Origin of the sequence: Myxosarcina sp. GI1, from assembly GCF_000756305.1 — a bacterium.
GTDB lineage: Bacteria > Cyanobacteriota > Cyanobacteriia > Cyanobacteriales > Xenococcaceae > Myxosarcina.
The window spans coordinates 52,566-71,731 of the sequence record NZ_JRFE01000004.1; the positions used below are offsets into that span (position 1 = coordinate 52,566).

The window sequence follows — 19,166 nt, forward strand, 5'->3', positions numbered from 1 at the left end:
TTAAATTTTATTTGACAAACAGTTTTTAAGCAACGCCAGCAAGCATATTTGCAGGAGGTAGTATTGCAAACACAAGCCAAAACCGACGAGCGTATTCCCGTTACTGTAGTTACTGGATTTTTGGGTTCGGGTAAGACAACTTTAATCAATCATATTTTGCAGGAACAGCGGGGACGCAAAGTAGCCGTTATCGTAAATGAGTTCGGCGAAATTGGTATCGACGGACAGTTAGTAGTAGAAGAAGATAACGAGCAGTTAGTAGAATTTAACAACGGCTGTCTCTGCTGTACGGTAAGAGACGATCTGGCAAAAACTTTAGATAAACTTAAAGAGCGAGGCAATCTAGATGCGATTTTAATCGAAACAACAGGACTAGCCGATCCCGCACCCGTTGCCTCAACCTTTTTTGTCTCCGAAGAAATTCGACCCAACTATCGCTTAGATGCCTTTGTTACGGTTGCCGATGCCTATAACTTGGAACGTAACCTCACTGGCACTCACGAAGCAGAAGAACAGGTGGCTTTTGCCGATATTATTTTGCTCAATAAAACCGATTTAGTAGACGCTGAAGAGTTAGCTAATATCGAACAGAAAATAAGAAGTCTCAATCCCCTGGCGAAAATCTATCCTACTCAAAATAGCGCGATCGATCTAGATTTAATTCTCGACGTTAAGGCATTTGAGTTAGCCAGCAAACTAGAAGTCGATCCTGCTTTCTTGGAAGATTTGGATCACGAACACGATGCAACAGTAGGTTCGTTCGCCCTAACTACAGAACAGCCTATCGATATCAACCGATTTATGCTGTGGATGAATGGTGTCGCTCAAGAGAAAGGAGAAGATCTCTACCGCACTAAAGGTTTGTTTTATGCGCGGGGTTTTCCCGAACGGGTTCTGTTTCAAAGCGTGAGAATGCTTACATCTATGCGACGGGACAGGAAATGGAAACCAGAAGAATTAAAACACAGCGAATTTGTAGTTATCGGTCGTAATCTCGATCGTCAGGAATTCGAGCAAGGATTTTCTCAATGTGTAATTGCTAAATAAACAAAGCTTTAAGCTATAAGCTGTTAGCTATTAGCAAAGCAAATCTAATTTAAAAGGTCAGCCATAATGTCTCAAATCATTAAAGTTACCAAAATTAAAAACTTACAGTTTCAATCCTTTCCGAGAATTAAAACTCTAGTTATTCTCTTTGGAGCGTTCTTTTTACTAAATGCTACTCCAGCCGATGCCCATCATGCAATGGGTGGAATGACTCCCCAAAATTTCTGGCAGGGGTTTCTTTCAGGAATTGCCCATCCTATTATCGGTATCGATCATTTCGCTTTTATTATCGCTGTCGGACTGCTAGCGGCATTAACTAAGCAGGGTTTATTTATTCCTGTAGGATTTATCCTGGCATCTCTAGCTGGTACGGTAATTCATCTATTCGGACTCAATTTACCAGCACCCGAATTATTTATCTCGGCATCGGTGTTAATTTTTGGTGCGGCGATCGCTCTAAAAAATCGCCCCAGTTTAATCTGGACAGTAAGTCTAGCCGCGATCGCAGGAGTATTTCACGGTTACGCCTATGGCGAATCGATTATCGGTGCGGAAATGACTCCTTTGGTTGCTTATATGGCTGGCTTTGCTATCATTCAACTGGCGATCGCTTCCTTAGCTTTCTATATCACTAAATCTTTGGTTCGCTCCAAAACCGAGCTACCTTTACGTTTTGCTGGCTTGGCAATTTTAGGTACGGGTATAGCGTTTTTTAGTTCTGCTGTTTTGAGATAGTAGTCAAACAAAATAATTTTGAGTAAAGGCGATCGTTTGGAATCAGGCGATCGCTTTTTTAATATATCAGTGGACAAAAGAATTAGGACACTCCGAACTACTGAAAGCTTTATGGGCTATGCATTTTAGTTTTAACTTTTGACTTTTAAATTTTGACTTTTGCTATAGCAGTCTCATTACTCAAACAACAATCGAGAGATAATAGATTTAGTATTCAAAATTAGATTGTATTTGAGAACCATTGATGTTTCCCTCTACCACCACAACCCTAGAAGATTATTTTGATTTTTGCTCTGCTGATGACATCCGCCTCAAAGGTCATCGAATTGGTATCGATACCGTACTTAACTATTATCTGGAAGGATACACTTCAGAGAAAATTCATGCCGAACTTCCTAGTTTGAGTTTAGAGGAGATCTACGCTACCATTACCTACTATTTACATCATCGTACCCAGGTTGATGTTTATTTACAGCGTTTAGCACAGCAGCGAGAAACGCAATATTTGCAATGGAATGCTAATTCTTCATCTTTAGTAAAACGTTTGAGAACCGAAAAATCTCGACGTTTACTTAGCAAAACTGACGAATCGTGAAAGTTCGTTTCTTACTAGACGAGAATTTATCACCTCGGCTAAAGTTAGCAATCTTTCGGTTTAACCCCCAGATAGATATCTTGCGTGTCGGAGATTCAAGCACACCATCTTTTGGAACTTCAGATCCTGATATCTTGGTTTACTTAGAGCAGTCACAACGCATTCTATTGACCGATAATCGCGCTAGTATGCCCCAGCATCTTGAAGCACATTGGAACTGCAATCGCTCTATTTGGGGCTTATTTTGGTTACGTCCTCAAGCTAATATTAGAGAGATAGCAGAAGATCTCAACCTAATTTGGGAAACTACTGAAGCAGAAGAATGGAAAAACCAACTAGCTTGGATTCCTTTGTAATATCGTATTTTGCGTTTATTTATTGCTACTGCCTGAGTTTTTTGCCGCACCAATGATATGAGTAGCGATCGCTTCTATAGCTTTCTACATTACCAAATCTCTAGTTCGCTCTAAAACCGAGCTACCTTTACGTTTTGCTGGCTTGGCAATTGTCGTCCGAAAAAAGTTTATTCTTAGCGGTTGTATTTAGCCTAATTGTCCTTTCTAATAGTGTAATTGATTTTTTCAATAAAGAGCGATCGCTCGCTTGATTCCAAACGATTGCAGTAGAATTATAAAGTCAAGAGCAAAATATTATTACTCATGACTACCGTAACTTCACCCGACAAAACAAAACTACCGCCAAAGGTGAAAGACCCTGCGATCGCCATAATGATTCGCGCTTTATTAGATCAGTTTGGCACGCTAGAAAGATACCAACAAAAATATGGAGAAATTTTTTACGCACCTCAATCTTCCCTATTTCCTGCTAATGTAATTTTCAGCAACCCCAAAGCAATAGAACGAGTTTTTACTGCCGATCCGAGTTTGTTTGAAGTAAGTCAGCAATCCAATGCACCTATTAGAGTTTTGTTAGGCGATCGCTCTTTAGTCTTACTCGATGGAGTCGAACACAAAAGACACCGTAAGTTACTAATGCCTCCTTTTCATGGAGAAAGGATGCAAAGTTATGGTCAAACTATGGTTGACATAACTAAAGAGGTTATTGCTCGATGGCAAGTTGGTCAGACTATCTGCATTCGCGATTACACTCAAGAAATCTCACTGCAAATTATTCTTAGGACAATTTTTGGCTTAGATGAAGGGCAAAGATACGATCGCCTAAAAGAAGTTTTAGTTGATTGGTTAGCAATATTTAACTCGCCATTAAATTCATTTTTTCTATTTTTCCCTGCGTTGCAAAAAAACTTAGGTTCTTTAACCCCTTGGGGTAAGTTCTTACGACAAAAACGCCAGATTCGAGAGATTTTACAAGCAGAATGCGATCGTCGTCGCCAAAATCCCAATACTTTGGGTGAAGATATTCTCAGTTTGCTTTTAGAAGCAAGATACGAAGATGGTCAACCGATGAGTGATGAAGAAATACAAGATGAATTAATGACCATGTTGTTTGCAGGACATGAAACCACAGCAAGCTCTTTGGCATGGTCTTTTTATTGGCTACATCGACTTCCCGAAGTCGGTCAAAAATGTCAAACAGAATTAGATTCACTTGCTGAAGCCGAATTTACTCATATTATTAAGCTTCCCTATCTCGATGCAGTAGTATCGGAAACCTTAAGATTAAATCCCGTGGTGGTTTTTGTCGGTCGTCAACTGAAAGCACCTTTTGAACTTATGGGATACCAGTTTGAACCTGGAACCCTACTCCTTCCTTCTATATATCTAACCCATCAACGGGAAGATATTTATCCCGAACCTCAAAAATTTAAGCCAGAAAGATTTTTAGCCAGACAATTTTCTCCCTACGAATTTTTACCCTTTGGTGGTGGAAATCGTCGCTGTTTGGGCTATGCTTTTGCTTTGTTTGAAATGAAATTGGTTTTAGCAACTATTTTGTCTCAAGTGAAATTAGATCTATTAGATAATCGTCCTTTACAGCCAGCCCGTCGTGGCTTTACTTTTACTCCTGCTGGTGGGGTAAAAATGAGAGTCAAAGCTATAAAGCATTAGATTTAAAACTCAATCGCTCGCGATGTTTTTCCCAATTTTTGGGATCTATGAAATTGCAGGTAGAGTTACCAGCCTTCTGGCTGTTCGCTAGGTAGCAAGTCACGACTGCTGTTTACTTCTGCTTTTTGACATAAAGAAGTAAAAGCCTGCAAACTTTCTAATCTGGCAGTTAGTTCGCTAAAGGTGTCTAAATATTCGGCGATCGCAACCTGTTTGTAAATCCAGTGGCGATCAAACTGAGAAGCATAAAACAGTCGTCCGAAAATAGTTGATTCTTAGTAACTACGAAAAAAAGCGATCGCCTGATTTTAAACGATCGCTTTATGATGAAATATTACGGTTACTAACTGTTAAATGAGGCAACTAAAGTAAAAAATTCACTTATATTGTTACTTCCAAAGTTTTATTTTGAGTTGGCTCTAAAATAAGATATCCTTCAATCAATGATGTCTCTGGTACATCAATTAACTTCTGTTCAAAATCGGATGGTTTTATTTTTTGAGTTTTAAAAAAATTGTACTGCGCATTGTAGTCTTCAAATACAGCACTTCTCGCAATTAGTTTTCTTGTAGCGGGAATAAGAATATTTCGTTCTTTTTCTATGCCAATTCCTATATTCTTGTTTAGACCCGATTTATCATCGGAGAAAATTTTTGATTTGTCTTTTGAAAAAAAAGTGGATTTGGTTTTGGAAAACCAATCTTCTGAATACCATGTCTCGTTGATTTTAACTCTTAGTTCATCAATCCAACATGAACCTTTATTTTCATCGTAAATAAAATCCAACCATTGAACGAGTTCTGTAACTGAAACATCATTAGCAAAATCTGTTGCCAAAAATCTTTCTGGATAATCTCCTATTAATAACTCTTTGGCAATACGATTAGCTTGAGATTGCCAAAAAGTCACTAGTTCTTCTATTTCTTTATGAGCAATATCTAACATTTCTAATTCTGCTGTACAGCGAACCTGCGCTAAAGCAGTTAAAGAGAAATATTCCTCATATGTCATTGCAGTTTCAATTGTATTGGCTTCAGACAAAAGTTCTCGATATCGCATATTAATTTCGGCAAGAGTATTTCGAGAGCTATGCAAAATAGTATGACGATGTTCTAATGCAGTTTGATTATCAATTTTTAATAAGGCATGAAGAGCGGCATAAAGTCTAGCACGTTCGCTACTTTCAAGAAAATACTTAATAGCTTGAACATCTTGTTGAATTTTCTTGAGAGTAGTATCAATGGTGTTTAATTTTTTATTAATAGAAGCAAAGCCAATACAACTTACTGTCAAACCCAAGCCTGACAATAAGGCTGTTCCTGTAGCAATTTGAAGAACTTGAGAGGTTGCCTGAGACAGCAAGCCAATTTGCCCTGATAACTTCATCAATTGGTGTGTATTGAACTGATTTATATTTTTAAGCTGTTCTAGTTGAATATTAGCAACAATGCCTGGAACAAAATTAAGACCTGGAATAACATTGAGTGAATTAGATGCAACTGGCATCAGATGTTTGACAATTTGTCCAGCATTTGATGTTCCTGCTGCCCAACGAATTACTCCACCATGAAGTTTATATTGACCTGTAATCAATCCTACAATTGTGTCATGAGGAATGACTCTTGAAACTTCCCAACCCGAAAATACCATTGTCTTCACCCTAAAAAAAATCTAGTTAACTAAGATTTAGTTTTCCCTTATGAAAGTTGAAAATTTACAAGACACTGGTTCTTTAAGAGGCGATCGCCTGAGCAATTACAAACTACTAACTTATAAAGAAAATTTGGGACTATATTAAAGTAAGCGCAATTTGTTCTTCCAGATCTAAATTCTATGCACTTTCATACGCTCGAAGAATGGCAGCATTCACATGACTTTTCAGGCGATCGCAAAAGTGCGGAAGATAGCACCAAAACCGTTATGTGGCTGACGGCAGTAACAATGGTTGCGGAAATTGTAGCGGGAATTTGGTTCGGTTCGATGGCGTTGCTGGCTGATGGTTGGCACATGGCAACTCACGTTGCTGCTTTTGGCATTACAATTTTTGCCTATCGCTATGCCAGAAAACACGCTCAAGATCCTGCCTACACTTATGGTACTGGTAAGGTTAGCGTTTTGGGAGGCTTTGCTAGTGCTGTAGCTTTGGCGGTAATTGCTCTGGTTATGGGAATAGAGTCGGTAGTGCGTTTATTCGAGCCTCAAACGATTAAATTTAATGAAGCGATCGCTGTAGCCGCACTAGGTTTGGCAGTTAATTTAATTAGTGCTTGGTTATTGCAAGACCACCATCACCATTCACATCATGGAGAGTCTCACGAACATCACCATCACGACCATAATTTACGTGCTGCATATCTTCATGTATTGACCGATGCACTCACTTCAGTCTTGGCAATTATTGCTTTAATTGCTGGTAAATTTTTAGGTTGGGTTTGGCTGGATGCGGTAATGGGATTAGTAGGTATGGCAGTAATTGCTAAATGGTCTTATGGTTTAGTTAAAGACACCAGTTCGATCTTGCTCGATGGTTCGCCTGATAAGCAAATTAAGCTAGATATAATTACCGCTATCGAAGCAGAACAAGATACGCGCATTGCAGACTTACATATTTGGTATCTCGGACAAAATTCTTTGGCTGCAACCATATCTCTAGTCACGCATTATCCCCAGTCGCCTCAATACTATAAGGAACTACTCAGCTATATTCCATCGCTGGTTCATACGACTGTTGAAGTAAATAAATGTCACGGTGAACCCTGTGGAGATTAGGTTTTAGAAATCGCTTTACTAATCAGAGCAGGAAAAAGTGAACAGAAGACTAAGTACTAAGCAGCATAAGAGACATGTTTTTCTCGAAAGCAGTTGTTGAACTGCTTCTCTTGTCCATAAGGGAAAGTCTAAGCTCAACTCATCAGGACATTTTTGTTTGATTAATCTCACAGTGGTTGCTGCTTGATGAGGAGCTAGGTGTGGGCGATGTCTTCTGCCTCGCTGTTTCGCCTTAAGAGCTTTAGAGCTTCCGTACCTATTTTTGTCTAGTGATGTACTTCCGTGCGAGAGACTCCGAAGACTCTTGCTGCTTCTGCCTTGCTCATGCCATTTTCTACTGCGTTAACTACTCGGTAAAGAATTTTTTTGACATCAAGTTGACACTGCTTTGTCATCAGTAGTTTCTAAACTAAAGATACTTAAAAAAGCACAGTATTCTCTCATCATGTTTTGTATGAAGAGGTCAATTATGAACAGAGTAATTAAAGCCTCAGTTTTACCACTAATTATTGCTGCTAGCACTTTGACAGCAATAAAACCTTCTAGTGCCAATGTTTTGAAGGATTTAGGAATAGGTGTCGGTGGTAACGTTATCTCTGGTAAAATCTTCGATAATGGTTCTGCTGTTGGTAATGCTGCTAGTGGAGCAGCCATTGGTGCTGTAGTCAACGCAACTCACAAAAAATCGGCTAAAAAAATTCCTAGCTTGCTGCAAGACAGTGCGGTTGGTGCGGCAACCAATATCGTTACGGGTGCAGTGATAGGTAACGGTCATGCGGGTAAGAATGCCATCAGTGGTGCTGCCGATGGAGCATTAATTAATATTCTTAAATAACTTTTTAAGTTGCCAATAAATATTGTTTTTTGGAATGAATTTAGCCAAAAGTAAGAACATTAATGGAGCTAGTAAACTAAAGCGTAAAAAAATTTATCGAGTTTACTTTTTAGCCTGGCTTGTTTGTGGTTTTTTAATTACCTGGATTTTACTTGCGGTAAGTGCCGATCGCATCGCCTTTTCCTATGGCTTCTTTGGCGAGTTTTATATCTCGATCGCCGACCTAGAAATCTTTGCCAGAGAAGGTAAAATTTCACCTAGCTTTGCTTATTATGCCGACCGCGTCAGTAAAGAAGATTTAGCAGAATTGAGAGATGTACTCAATCGACACTTTAATGTTAGCCAAGTTACAGCAAATATTTTTCTCAATTTACCAATTGGCAAACAATTAGTCCGAGAAGTTAGCTCGATTATCGATTCTCCTGCAAAAGTAAGTCAGCCTGCTCTGCGTGGTGCAATAGTCTTAGCTGCTGCACGACCTAAAGGACTGACAATTTTGAATGTTCTTCGTCTTTACAGTACCAAAACTCTCAAGCTCGACACTGACAAAATTATTACAGCAGTTGAAGAAGCTACCAAAATTTTGGCTGATACAGAACGAGTTTTTACAGCATTAGAACGCCAAGCAAGAATTAGTGTTGAAACTTCTAATTCACCGAATATTAATAACTTAGCCGATCTTACTAAATCGGGTTCAAAACAATGGCGTAGGGAATTTTTAGCACTCGACCCTAATATTAATGGAGTAGTTTATCTGCCTGTTGCCGTTAATAAACCAGCACCTCTAGTTGTAATTGCTCCTGGATTAAATACAGATTGGCAGAACTTTACTTATATCGCCGAGCATTTGGCTTCTTATGGTTCTGGAGTAGCTGCGGTTAACTTTCTAGGTACTAATGCCAGACGGGTAAATGCCGTATTAAATGGTTTAGATACGCCACCCTCTGGCAATCAGTGGGTGGAGCAACCAAAAGTCATTACTCGGTTGTTAGATGAGATAGAGTACAAGTCCGAGCGCGATCCCATCTGGCAGGGAAAACTAAATCTGCAAAAAGTGGGTGTTATCGGTCAATCTTTAGGGGGTTATACGGCATTAGCAAGCGCGGGAGCTAAGGTAGACTGGCACCATCTCCAACAGGAATGTCAGGCAATAAAAAATCCAGATCGGATCGAATTAAACCCTTCACTGTTCTGGCAATGTCAGAGTATTACGGCTGCTCCACCCGATACCAATTTAAAAGATAACCGAATAGTCGCCGCGATCGCCGTTAATCCCGTAACTAATCCAGTCTTTAGTCTACAGGGAATGAGTCAACTAAAATCTCCACTAATAATAATTACGGGAGACAAAGATCTGTTTGCTCCTGCTTTAGACGAGCAGATCGAGCCTTTTACCTGGTTGCCAGAGAAAGATAAGTACTTAGCTCTGGTAAAAAATAGTACCCATTTTTCTTTTATCGGCGAGGAAGATTTTTCAGATTTGTCGCCCTCACAAATAATTGGTTCTAAACTAGCGATCGCTCGCAACTATCTTAAAGTTCTCAGCGTGGCTTACTTTCAAACTTATTTATCGGAGCGAGAGGAATTTGCGCCATATTTGACTGGGGGTTATCTCAGAAGCATCAGCAAATCCGCGTTACCAATCAGTTTGCTTCGTTCTCTAGATGCCACTAAATTAAAACAGCTAGTTGAAGATTGGCATTGTCGCCACCTAACCAAGTGTTAGCAGCCTGGAGTTGGTGAAATGAAGCAATTACTTCATTACCTGCTGTGGCTAATTCTCCTTGAAACTCTGAGGCTTGAGCTTGACTTTCATAGAATTGTCCCATAGCTAGCTGTCCTTGGGCAAAAGCTCGGTCTAACACCTTGACATTTGAAACTTTATCATTTCTAAATTTTGTGCCGAGTTTGAAATATTAGTTTTGAGATTTTGGTCGGTAGACTAGATTTTTCAATGATTTATCTGGTATGTTACCCTCAAGAATTTAAAGTTCACTAAAGCTTCAAAGCTTCAGCGTTGAGCGAACTAAGTTTAGGTTGTAGTTTTGCTGCGAGACATTCGCTGTCTTAATTCATATCCACCCAGCACTAATACCGAACAACCCAAAGGTAAAAAATAGTAAATCCCGCGATAAGCTAAAAGCGAGCCTATTAGCTGGCTAGAAGGGATTGGTGGAGAGAGCAACAAAATCAACACGGTTTCAAATACTCCCAGTCCTCCAGGAACGTTACTAATAATTCCTGCAATCTGAGCTAATAAATAAATGCCAAAAAAACTGAAGAAAGAAAAATGTTTGGGAGTCGGTAACAAAACATATAGCACTGCCGAAGCTAGTATCCAATCAGCCGAAGTAAGAGCAATTTGAGCCAAAGAAAACTTTAAGGAAAGATGAGTAAACACCCAGTTTCTAATTTTTAGCGGTTTCTGACTCAATCCACTCCACAGCAGGTAAGCAATAATAATTACTAAAAAAATAAACCCTAGAGGACGCACCGATAAAAACGGTAGATTGAGCTGTTGGGAAATTGCTAAAGGAGTAAAAGCAAAAACCGTACCGCCAACGGCAAGTAACCCCAGCCAAAAACTGAGATTACAAAAGGTAATTATTTGAGCTATTTTAGCAGCCGAAAATCCCCATGCCGAGTAAAATTTGTAGCGGATTGCACTACCACTGAGTAAAGCAAAGCCGACGCTATTGCTGATAGCGTAACTGAGAATTGCTACTAAAGCAGTTTTGCGGTAAGGAAGAGTTTGGCGCAGATGACGCACTGCCAGGGTATCGTATCCCGTCAGTAAAAGATAATTGAGCAGAGTAAAAGCGAGCGCCAGTAAAATATATTGGTTTGGGATAGCAGTCAAGCTATTAACTACATCCTGCCAGCGATACTTACGTAATTCAGAGGCAATCGCCCAAATTGAAAGACCAAACAGTAAAACGCTAAAGAATATGGGTGCAATGCGACTCAATCTTTGAGAGATAGAAGTTACGGCGGTACTTAAAAATTGAGTTCCCAAATAATCCTGCAAGCGATCGCCAGAATCCGCTCTAACCAATCCTATTACTACATCGGGTAATGATGCCAACTGAGGATATACTAAGTATCGCGATTCCCAATGGGGATGAAATTTATCTTTATATGCCCGCAATCCTTGAAAGTTATAAAACCGATCGAGGTGTTCGTAAAGATAGTGCATTCCTCTTTCCATACGTGAAGAATCCACCGTTTCTCCCACCCCCGACAGAGCAGCCAAACCCAGGTTAAAACCTTCATAACCTTGCTGTTTGAAGTGTTCAAACAATGAGATAAACAAAAAGTCCATCGTTCCCCGTTCTACCTCAGCCAAATGACGCATTAGGTTGATGGTTATTTCGTTGCGTTGAGATTCAGAAATAATATTGGCAAAAGCAATGGGATTTTCCCGCTCGTTACAAACCAAGGCAATTTCGCAGTCTTGCAGGTAATTATCATCAAACCAGCCAAGAGAAAACTTTTTCTCCGAACCAGCCATATGTCCCAACCATTCATTACTAATAGCTCGTAATTCTTGTAGCAATTCATCGGCAATAGGTGGAGCGTAAAACCGCACCGAATAACCCAGTTTATTAAATTTATTTACCGCAGTGCGTAAATTTTTCCCCGCCTTACCCTGGAGGGTAAAAGCACGAAGATCGACTGTTGCTTCTTCCCCAATTTTGAGGGTTTTAAAGTTAAGCGAGCGGTATAGCTCTAAATGTTCAGGTGAAGTTTGATAAAAAGCAGGTATCCAGTCATTAAGGGCGCAAAATTGCTTAAATCCTGCGATCGCCTAGAGCGATCGCTCCCCTTCCTTTTGGTACATATGCCACAACGCTCTGACCCGAAGGACTAAAATAGTATGACTTATCAGTTAGTAGGGCAAATTTGGCTAAGGAAGAACAGCCATAGCGTGACAATTTCCTTAGCTTTCCTTCTTTCCTCAGCAGTTGCCTCATCATGAACTATGACGGGACGCAGCAGCATCCACAACGTATAAAGCAGCGTTACTGCACCGATAATATAAATTGAATCAATAAAAAAATGTCCGAAACGTGAGGTTGATTGTAGTCCCAAATTATCAACGGTAAACAATAGTGCTATAGTCTGCCCGACTGCATCCCTCAAACGAAATGCAGTAGAGTAGTGATGGTCTAACCAAAGAAAGCCTAGAGTACCGTAAGCAAGAGTAAATAACAGGGCGAAAATCGATACGCGAATACCTTGAATCATCGAAGGGCGATCCGAACGGGCAGTAAACACCCCTCGCATCAACAAAAGCTGCCCTAATAAAAATGCTGACAACAAGCTTTCTTCGTAATCCCAACCTTTAAGCAAGTTACTGACGATCGATACTACCAGTAAAGCGATTGCTAGTATCCAAGCCAGACGTTTGCGACGCAGTAAATTATTCGCTAGTAACAAGAGAAAGAAACCGCTAAGAACGGCAAATAGATGCGCTCCAGTTCTAACTTCAAAGGGAAATATTTGCTCCAGCCAGTCAACTCTTTCGGGTAAACTTGGGGTAACTGCCGAAAGCAAGTTAGCTATTCCTACCGCACCTGTTAATAAGGCTGCCGTCCACAGTCCAATTCTCGTTCTTTGTCTCAGCATTATCTCGATATGACTCTCTAATTGCTTAGAATATAAACTATTGCAGCTTTGGCCAAAACTAATCTTTAAAAAGTTCTCAACTAAACATCGATAAATGTTAAATGACCGAGGCGATCGCAAAATTGTTACCATATCTTACTTACCTCTCAAAGCATTTATTGGTGGTGCGATTGCGCTCCGCGCACCAGCAAAGCCGATCGCCGATCCTGCCGATGTAATTGATGCCCGCCAGCTATTCAAACAAGCCGAACAAAATTTAGAAACTGTTAGAGAACAAAAACGCGAGCCAATCATGGTTACAGAAGTGATTACTCAATTATTTAGCAAGTAAAATTGTTTTGAATCTGCGCTTTGGGGAGGTTAAAAGTCACCTTGATTCAGTTAATCAAGGACTTGAGCCTAATGAGTGGAAAATTACCTATATCCGATTTGCGCCTAATGCTCCCGAACAGAACCCCATCGAAGATGTCTGGTTGTCTGCAAAGCGTTTTGTGCGCGAGTTCTATTCTCTTTGCACTTCGTTTGCGAGCGCTAAAAGGCTATTTGAATTAGCTACAGAGCATCAAATTTTTGTTTTTCCTAAACTTTCTCTCTACGGTTCTTTTTCATGAATCATTGACTGCTATATGTATCGGTCGTTATAAGTTTGATAGTATAAATGAGCGTAATGTAAAGCAAACATGGTGTGAATCAGCAACCAGAAAGCCACAATAGTGAACAGAGCCAGAATGATGTGTAAGAGGGATGCTCCCTCAAAGGTATTTTTACTACCACTAAGCATTAAAACGATTGCTAACAGACTGCTACAGGCAGCCGCGACAACTGCAAATAAAATTATCCAGCGGCTTTCGTCTTGATGCCGAGCGTAAGAACGCATTTTTTTTGGTGTAGCTTTGCTCATCATTAGCAAGACTAAAGTTAAAAAGGAAACCGCTCCAACATTCCAACAAATAATAATTCTCGTCGATAGTTGCAACCAGTCAGGAGTCAAAAAATAGACAATTGACGACCCTGTAAGAGAAATAAGTAGTCTGGGTTTAGGATCGAGATGTCCGAACAATTGAGTACCTAAAAGTAAAATAATTTAAATATTTTAAATGTTTGATGTATCAAAAATATTGTTGTCGAGTCAGAAGATCGATTTTAAACTTGGTAGGATAATTGAGCTAAACTGACCAACGGTCAGAGATTACTCCACCGCTTTACAGTTCAAAGCAATTATGTTTGAGAATAAATTTCCCCGCTGGTTAAATTGGAGTCTATTGCTGGCTTTTATTGCGGTTAATGTTTACCTTTGGCTTCCCGTATTGCGTTACTTACGACCTACCATAACTTTGATAGTAACGGCAGCACTGCTGGCTTTTCTCTTAGATTATCCCGTACGCCTACTAACGATCTGGAAATTAAAACGTAGCTATGCGGTAGGAGTAGTGTTTCTCTCAGCAGCAATCGTTTTAGTGGTGCTAACTCTTACCTTATTGCCTCTATTAGTCGGGCAGCTTAATGAATTTGCCAGTCGCTTGCCAAGCTGGATCGATTCTGGCTCGATGCAACTGCAAACTTTTGCAGCTTGGGCAGCCCAAAAGAATCTGCCATTTGATGTCAGTGCTTTGATGACCCAGCTTGAAGAGCGTTTTGCTTCGGAAGTAAAAACTTTGCCCGCGTATGTCATCAATTTCTTAATCGGAGCATTTGACAGCAGTTTGGAGCTACTAATAACAGTAGTGCTAACTTTTTATTTGACGCTTCATGGCGAGAGTTTCTGGTCGGGAATTTGGCAATGGTTGCCTTCGAGTTGGAGCGGTCGGCTTCAGACGGCTCTCAAACAAAGCTTTCAAAATTATTTTATCGGACAAGCGGCGATCGCCTCTTTGATGAGTGTGACGATTACAATTGCCTTTTTACTGCTTAAAGTCCCCTTTGGCTTATTGTTTGGTTTGGGGATTGGAGTTTTGGTAGTAGTTCCTTTGGGAGATATTTTCGGGATTGTCAGCGTGAGTTTGCTGATGGCTCTCAAGAGTGTTTGGTTGGGAGGGGAAGTATTGATTGTCGCCACCATTATCGACCAGGCAATCGACCAGGCGATCGCGCCGCGTATTTTTGGTGGCTTAGTCGGACTCAACCCCGTGTGGATTATTATTTCTTTACTGCTAGGAGCTAAATTGGGAGGTGTATTGGGATTAGTTTTAGCCGTTCCTCTGGCAGGGGCAATCAAAAGATTTGCCGAGGAGTTGAAAGTTGAAAGTTTTGAGACCGTCGAGCAAATAAAAGAATCATGATGCTTGGTTATCCAGCAAGAGCTTAAATTCGAGCGACAAATCTGGCGATCCGAAGGCTACGCGGAAGCGTAACCGCTTCATTCACTATTTGAGGATATTCGGCAATTATATAGATGTCCTGCATCTGATAGATGTAAATGCTCTCCTGTCGAAAAATGACTGGCTAACTCTTCACCCATTTCTGGGGTCTTGACCGCCAGTAATAACTAATACGGGTATTTTTTGCTTAAATTCGCGATGGCGTTGCCAAAAATTATAACCTCAAAATATTTCCATCGCTTTGTAGGGATGGGATTTAACAGGGATGGACTTTCCTGAAAAAAAGGACAAATTCGATTTGAAAACGAAATTTACATTGGCGAATGTCTTAAATACTGCCAGTCAGAATACATAACACTGCGTTACGATACCAGTAATATTCTGAGGTTGATGGCTTATACCAAAGAAGAAAACGGACAACCTGCAAAATATCTCGGTATAGTTCGAGCCAGGGATAGAACAGAACCATTCTCGTTCTGGGAGCAAAAGGCAAAAAGCAAAAGAAAAAACGCTGAAAACAAGCTAATTGACAAAACTTCAATAAGATTCCCTAAGTGTTAATCAGCGGCAAAGACTTCTCGCCGCTCGAACCTCTTTACGTCTTCTCGAAACTTTTCGGGGTTTTTCTCGACCTAGCAAAGTACCTTCTGTTCGAGATCCTGCAATAATTATGGGCGTAAGCATAGGTTTACAACAACCCGTTTCCGTAGCGGTTATTAATGTGCCAACTGGAGAAGTTTTACTAGATCGCGATACCAAACAACTTCTAAACAAACCAGTTCAACAGAAGCCCAAGCAAGGTAAGCAAGCTAAACGGCATACTCAGTACGGATTCTTGTTGAGGCGCAGACAGCAACAGCAGGAAAATGATTTTAAAAGACAACAAGCACAAATCAAAGCTGGTGATAATCGCTTTGGAGAATCAAACTTGGGAGAATATGTCGATCGCCTGTTGGCAAAGGCTATTGTAGAAATAGCTATTAACTATCGAGTTAGTAGTATTGTCATGCCAGATTTAACTAACATCAGAGAAATTCTTGAAAGTGAAATTGCTGCTAGAGCCGAGGCAAAAATACCTGGGGTTAAAAAAGCTCAAAAGCTATATGCTAAAAAGTATCGCCAAAATATTCATCGCTGGAGTTACGCTCGTTTGTGTGAGGCGATCGCTTTTAAAGCTGCTCGACACAATATTGCCATCGAATACGATAAACAAGTAGCTTTTAAAACTTTGTCGGTCATGCCAGCTAAAGATTTAGCCTTGAGTGTCTATCACTCTAGACAGCAAAAACATAGTTAAGATTTTTGAAAGTTTCGCCGTACTTGGACAAATAAATATTAAGGTAATTCTATGCGCCGTGGCCTTTAATAAGGTTATGTACAGTGTGGGTTTGTTTGACTGTTGAGATGACGGTCTTACTTTCTGTACCCTCGTAGCTGCTAGCTCATTTACCTTCTCGCGTGAATAATCGTCAGGAGGCGTATTGCTGCCAATTTCCTTCCTCTAGGGATTGGGACAAAACCTATAATGTTGAATTGCTCGTTCTTTTCAATATTATAGGCTAAGGTGCGCTCTCAGCAAGTGAGTAAGCCGATGGATTGAGGAAATTTTCCAGAGGCTCAATTCTGACTTCAAAATTTAGGTTTTGCAATTCAGGATGCCAAGATATGGTTTTGTGGCTACCAAATCACCCCTTTTTGGGGAACTTTTTCCATACTCGCGCGTTCCTTAGCTGATGAAACATCAGCAGGGTCGCTCGTCTTTTTGTCGAAGCTAAGCGGGGGCAAAATCCCTGGGAGGTTCGACAAAAATCAGCAAATCCTTGTCTGTCATTCTTTCTAGCTTTTAACATTAATATTGAAACTCTAATATTAACGGTTATTTTGAATTTTTGAGAAGTATTTTTTATACCTTCAACAAAACTAGGATTACAGCTATCTTCAGACAAGGGTTTCAACGGGTAGAGTTGCTTCGCCTCTCCCGCTATGGGAGATGTTGAAAGCGATCGCTATCCAGACGAGCAACTATGTTTGGAAGGTGTTGCTTCGCCTCTCCCGCTATGGGAGATGTTGAAAGAACCATACAAAACTACAACAAATAAAATGACTAAAATGTTGCTTCGCCTCTCCCGCTATGGGAGATGTTGAAAGATTTCTGTATTGGAAAAAGTTGAAAGGAGCAGAGGACTGAAAACTGTAAGGGTGTTTCAGTTAAGATAAATCGAATTAATTTTTGACATTAATTCTTTAAATCTGGTTTTTTGGGCAAAAATCTTTGCACTTTAAACCAATAAAAACATAAAAAAGGCTCAAACGCCTATAAAATCGTTCAAGCCATGCAGTTTTTTGACATTAATTCTTTAAATCTGACAAATAACTCTTTAATGTACAAAGGATGGCGGGAGGCGGATTTGAACCGCCGACACGAGGATTTTCAGTCCTCTGCTCTACCGACTGAGCTATCCTGCCAATTTTTGCTTGTGCTAGATTAATTTAGCAAAATTAAGACTCTTATGGCAAGTCCTAATCTTAAATTAATTTTTAATCGCTTTATTTTTGGACTTTGGACAAACAGCAAAATGATTCGCGATGGAAATTCGCTCATTTGGACTCGATATCTAGCTGACAATCTATAGTCAATTAGACCGCAATTGGTGAGGTAGGTTCTGGTTTTTTCTCTTTTTTGCCTTTTTTAATGACCTCATGACGAGTTCTTTTAGTTTGAACCATGCCCTGGGTTCGCCCCTGAGAATAACCTCGACGTTTGGGCGAATTAGCTGGTGTTCCAATCTCCGTAATTATTCGATTCAGATCTCTTTGAACCTGAGAAGGAGTGAGAAAACCTGCGGATTTTTTTGATAGATAACGTTCCCAAGGTCGGGGTAAAGTCAAAGCTAGTTTTCTAGCTGCCCACAATTGAACATAAGCCAAAAAGCTGAGTTGCACCCAATTCTCTTCATGTTTAACTTCAGGAGTAGTAATGGCATTGAGTAACAATTTTTGTTTACTAAAACGAAGTAGATGTTCAATATCAACGCTCGCGCGTTCCCATAGCGAGGAAACCTCGCTGGGGTCGCTCGTCATATCGTTGTCGATAAGATTGATATGCTTCGGTGATTGTTAATTCATTTCGACGTTGACCAACCATAATCAACCACATCGGTTTCCAAATGCGAATTCCTTCGGCAGTAGCAACTTGTATCTGCATCAAGGTAAATGGCTGACGGTGCATGGGACAGTCATGAGAGCCTCGCATCAACATATCTGACCAACCAGAAATCGTGACCTGGAGTAGTCTACCTTTTTTAGTGGTGAAGTTGGTTTGAACTATTTCATTTGGCTCGTGCCAAGTAGCTTTATCTTTCAGGTCGAATTATCTCCATACCATTGAGGATGACCTTTCGACGGTTTGGCTTGAGATTTAGGGTAAGTATAGAATACCCGATTACTCCTGACTCTAGTTACCACTACTAGATTCGTATGTTGTTTTTGCTCTGCCAGAAAAGTCTTAGCTGAGTAATCACTGTCAACTACGACTACTGATAAATGATTCGACCAAGGCAAATTTGACTGGTTTAAAATCTGCTTTAATTGTTGTGAACCAAGTTGCTTGCCTGTTTGGTCACTCTTGACTCGTTCGACTGTTAAAGGAATTGCCCACGAGAGATCCCCTGTATCTTCTCTTTCAGGAAGAGATGTTAATACAGAGTAAGAATGACCGATATTAATTGGTCTATTGCCTTTAATTGTATTGGGTTGATAAATTATCTTTCTCTCGAATAAGGTTTTGGCGTAGGGTCGTGGTAAAGGTGTCACATCTATTGCCCACAAGTAAAATTGCTTTTGTTTGGGAGTCGGAATTAGTTCGGCAATAGCTAGAGTTCGGGCTTCGATTCGATTTAGTAGACTCTTAGATGCTTCTGTCGAATCGGTTTGAGTTGTTCGACTCAATTCTTGAATTCCTTTATACAAGGCACTATATTCTCTAGTAAACAAAGGACTTAAACTTAATTCAACTGGCGAACGGGCTGTAGTATTGGCAGCTATAGCATCCACCAAATCCATTACTGTATCTCGTCTATAGTTAAAACTCTGATACAATTTTGCTCGAAATTGCTCGAACTCTTTTCGAGATTGATTATAGTTGTTTTGGGGCATTGTTTATGAGTCCATTGAAATCAGTTTTGGGAAACTGCGCTCGATCTTCTCAC

The 19,166-nt window shown here is 40.2% G+C and carries 16 protein-coding genes, 1 tRNA gene, 4 pseudogenes and 1 CRISPR repeat array; of the genes and pseudogenes, 12 read left to right on the plus strand and 9 right to left on the minus strand.

Features of this window, described 5'->3' with window-relative positions; genetic code table 11:
• The first annotated feature begins 48 nt into the window (after window positions 1-48).
• The 5 genes from KV40_RS01715 to KV40_RS01735 all read left to right on the plus strand — a co-directional run bounded on the left by KV40_RS01715 (window position 49) and on the right by KV40_RS01735 (window position 4,407).
• Window positions 49-1,047 (plus strand): GTP-binding protein, encoded by a 999-nt coding sequence (locus KV40_RS01715; RefSeq protein WP_253274130.1) that lies wholly within the window; start codon window positions 49-51, stop codon window positions 1,045-1,047.
• 66 nt (window positions 1,048-1,113) lie between these two features.
• Complete coding sequence (locus KV40_RS01720) at window positions 1,114-1,782, plus strand: HupE/UreJ family protein (protein WP_036477354.1); 669 nt, start codon at window positions 1,114-1,116, stop codon at window positions 1,780-1,782.
• A 244-nt stretch (window positions 1,783-2,026) separates the two neighbouring features.
• Window positions 2,027-2,377: a DUF433 domain-containing protein gene (locus tag KV40_RS01725; RefSeq protein ID WP_036477356.1), complete on the plus strand. Its 351-nt coding sequence runs from the start codon at window positions 2,027-2,029 to the stop codon at window positions 2,375-2,377.
• Window positions 2,374-2,733, plus strand: a complete 360-nt coding sequence (locus tag KV40_RS01730; protein ID WP_036477358.1) for a DUF5615 family PIN-like protein — start codon at window positions 2,374-2,376, stop codon at window positions 2,731-2,733. The genes KV40_RS01725 and KV40_RS01730 overlap by 4 nt, the downstream gene beginning before the upstream one ends.
• A 303-nt stretch (window positions 2,734-3,036) precedes the next feature.
• The gene (locus tag KV40_RS01735) at window positions 3,037-4,407 is read left to right on the plus strand and encodes a cytochrome P450 (RefSeq protein WP_036477361.1); all 1,371 of its coding nucleotides are present in this window, start codon (window positions 3,037-3,039) and stop codon (window positions 4,405-4,407) included.
• Window positions 4,408-4,788: 381 nt separating this feature from the next.
• On the opposite strand, the gene KV40_RS01740 is transcribed toward KV40_RS01735, so the two are convergent.
• Window positions 4,789-6,057 carry a hypothetical protein gene (locus KV40_RS01740; protein ID WP_036477364.1) on the minus strand — a complete coding sequence of 423 codons (1,269 nt, stop codon included), beginning with the start codon at window positions 6,055-6,057 and terminating at the stop codon, window positions 4,789-4,791.
• A gap of 183 nt (window positions 6,058-6,240) precedes the next feature.
• On the opposite strand from KV40_RS01740, the gene dmeF reads away from it, so the two are divergent.
• A complete protein-coding gene (gene dmeF, locus KV40_RS01745; protein ID WP_036477367.1) occupies window positions 6,241-7,176 on the plus strand; it encodes a CDF family Co(II)/Ni(II) efflux transporter DmeF in 936 nt (311 codons plus the stop codon).
• Between the two features lie 266 nt (window positions 7,177-7,442).
• Here the strand turns inward: dmeF and KV40_RS34525 are convergent, their stop codons facing one another.
• On the minus strand, window positions 7,443-7,571 hold the full coding sequence (locus KV40_RS34525) for a helix-turn-helix domain-containing protein (RefSeq protein WP_156113905.1): 129 nt from the start codon (window positions 7,569-7,571) through the stop codon (window positions 7,443-7,445).
• 74 nt (window positions 7,572-7,645) lie between these two features.
• On the opposite strand from KV40_RS34525, the gene KV40_RS01750 reads away from it, so the two are divergent.
• Together KV40_RS01750 and KV40_RS01755 are read left to right on the plus strand one after the other, a co-directional pair.
• Window positions 7,646-8,011, plus strand: a complete 366-nt coding sequence (locus KV40_RS01750; protein ID WP_036477370.1) for a hypothetical protein — start codon at window positions 7,646-7,648, stop codon at window positions 8,009-8,011.
• Window positions 8,012-8,045: 34 nt separating this feature from the next.
• The gene (locus KV40_RS01755) at window positions 8,046-9,737 is read left to right on the plus strand and encodes an alpha/beta hydrolase (RefSeq protein ID WP_052055258.1); all 1,692 of its coding nucleotides are present in this window, start codon (window positions 8,046-8,048) and stop codon (window positions 9,735-9,737) included.
• On the opposite strand, the gene KV40_RS01760 is transcribed toward KV40_RS01755, so the two are convergent.
• The 3 genes and pseudogenes from KV40_RS01760 to KV40_RS37165 all read right to left on the minus strand — a co-directional run.
• Entirely contained in the window at window positions 9,682-9,876 is a 195-nt protein-coding gene (locus tag KV40_RS01760; protein ID WP_036477373.1) for a hypothetical protein, read from the minus strand. The genes KV40_RS01755 and KV40_RS01760 overlap by 56 nt on opposite strands.
• A gap of 167 nt (window positions 9,877-10,043) precedes the next feature.
• On the minus strand, window positions 10,044-10,991 hold the full coding sequence (locus tag KV40_RS34530; protein ID WP_052055267.1) for a lysylphosphatidylglycerol synthase domain-containing protein: 948 nt from the start codon (window positions 10,989-10,991) through the stop codon (window positions 10,044-10,046).
• Window positions 10,992-11,027: 36 nt separating this feature from the next.
• Window positions 11,028-12,640, minus strand: a pseudogene (locus tag KV40_RS37165) (phosphatidylglycerol lysyltransferase domain-containing protein); the annotation flags it as partial.
• 94 nt (window positions 12,641-12,734) lie between these two features.
• Here KV40_RS37165 and KV40_RS01775 point away from each other — a divergent pair.
• The gene (locus tag KV40_RS01775) at window positions 12,735-12,971 is read left to right on the plus strand and encodes a hypothetical protein (protein WP_036477376.1); all 237 of its coding nucleotides are present in this window, start codon (window positions 12,735-12,737) and stop codon (window positions 12,969-12,971) included.
• A gap of 37 nt (window positions 12,972-13,008) precedes the next feature.
• Window positions 13,009-13,251 (plus strand): annotated as a pseudogene (locus tag KV40_RS35945) (IS630 family transposase); the annotation flags it as partial.
• Between the two features lie 11 nt (window positions 13,252-13,262).
• Here KV40_RS35945 and KV40_RS01785 read toward each other — a convergent pair.
• The gene (locus KV40_RS01785) at window positions 13,263-13,700 is read right to left on the minus strand and encodes a DUF1345 domain-containing protein (RefSeq protein ID WP_052055260.1); all 438 of its coding nucleotides are present in this window, start codon (window positions 13,698-13,700) and stop codon (window positions 13,263-13,265) included.
• Between the two features lie 160 nt (window positions 13,701-13,860).
• On the opposite strand from KV40_RS01785, the gene KV40_RS01790 reads away from it, so the two are divergent.
• Window positions 13,861-14,919 (plus strand): AI-2E family transporter, encoded by a 1,059-nt coding sequence (locus KV40_RS01790; RefSeq protein ID WP_036477378.1) that lies wholly within the window; start codon window positions 13,861-13,863, stop codon window positions 14,917-14,919.
• A 367-nt stretch (window positions 14,920-15,286) separates the two neighbouring features.
• On the opposite strand, the gene KV40_RS34545 is transcribed toward KV40_RS01790, so the two are convergent.
• On the minus strand, window positions 15,287-15,427 hold the full coding sequence (locus tag KV40_RS34545) for a hypothetical protein (RefSeq protein WP_156113907.1): 141 nt from the start codon (window positions 15,425-15,427) through the stop codon (window positions 15,287-15,289).
• A 102-nt stretch (window positions 15,428-15,529) separates the two neighbouring features.
• Here KV40_RS34545 and cas12k point away from each other — a divergent pair.
• Window positions 15,530-16,255: pseudogene (gene cas12k / locus KV40_RS01795) on the plus strand (type V CRISPR-associated protein Cas12k); the annotation flags it as partial.
• Window positions 16,256-16,918: 663 nt separating this feature from the next.
• Window positions 16,919-17,107: a CRISPR direct-repeat array (repeat unit 37 nt; unit sequence GTTGCTTCGCCTCTCCCGCTATGGGAGATGTTGAAAG).
• A 244-nt stretch (window positions 17,108-17,351) separates the two neighbouring features.
• Here cas12k and KV40_RS01800 read toward each other — a convergent pair.
• Together KV40_RS01800 and KV40_RS37170 are read right to left on the minus strand one after the other, a co-directional pair.
• Window positions 17,352-17,424 (minus strand) — tRNA-Phe (locus tag KV40_RS01800).
• Window positions 17,425-17,595: 171 nt separating this feature from the next.
• Window positions 17,596-19,113: pseudogene (locus KV40_RS37170) on the minus strand (NF041680 family putative transposase).
• Window positions 19,114-19,166: the final 53 nt, after the last annotated feature.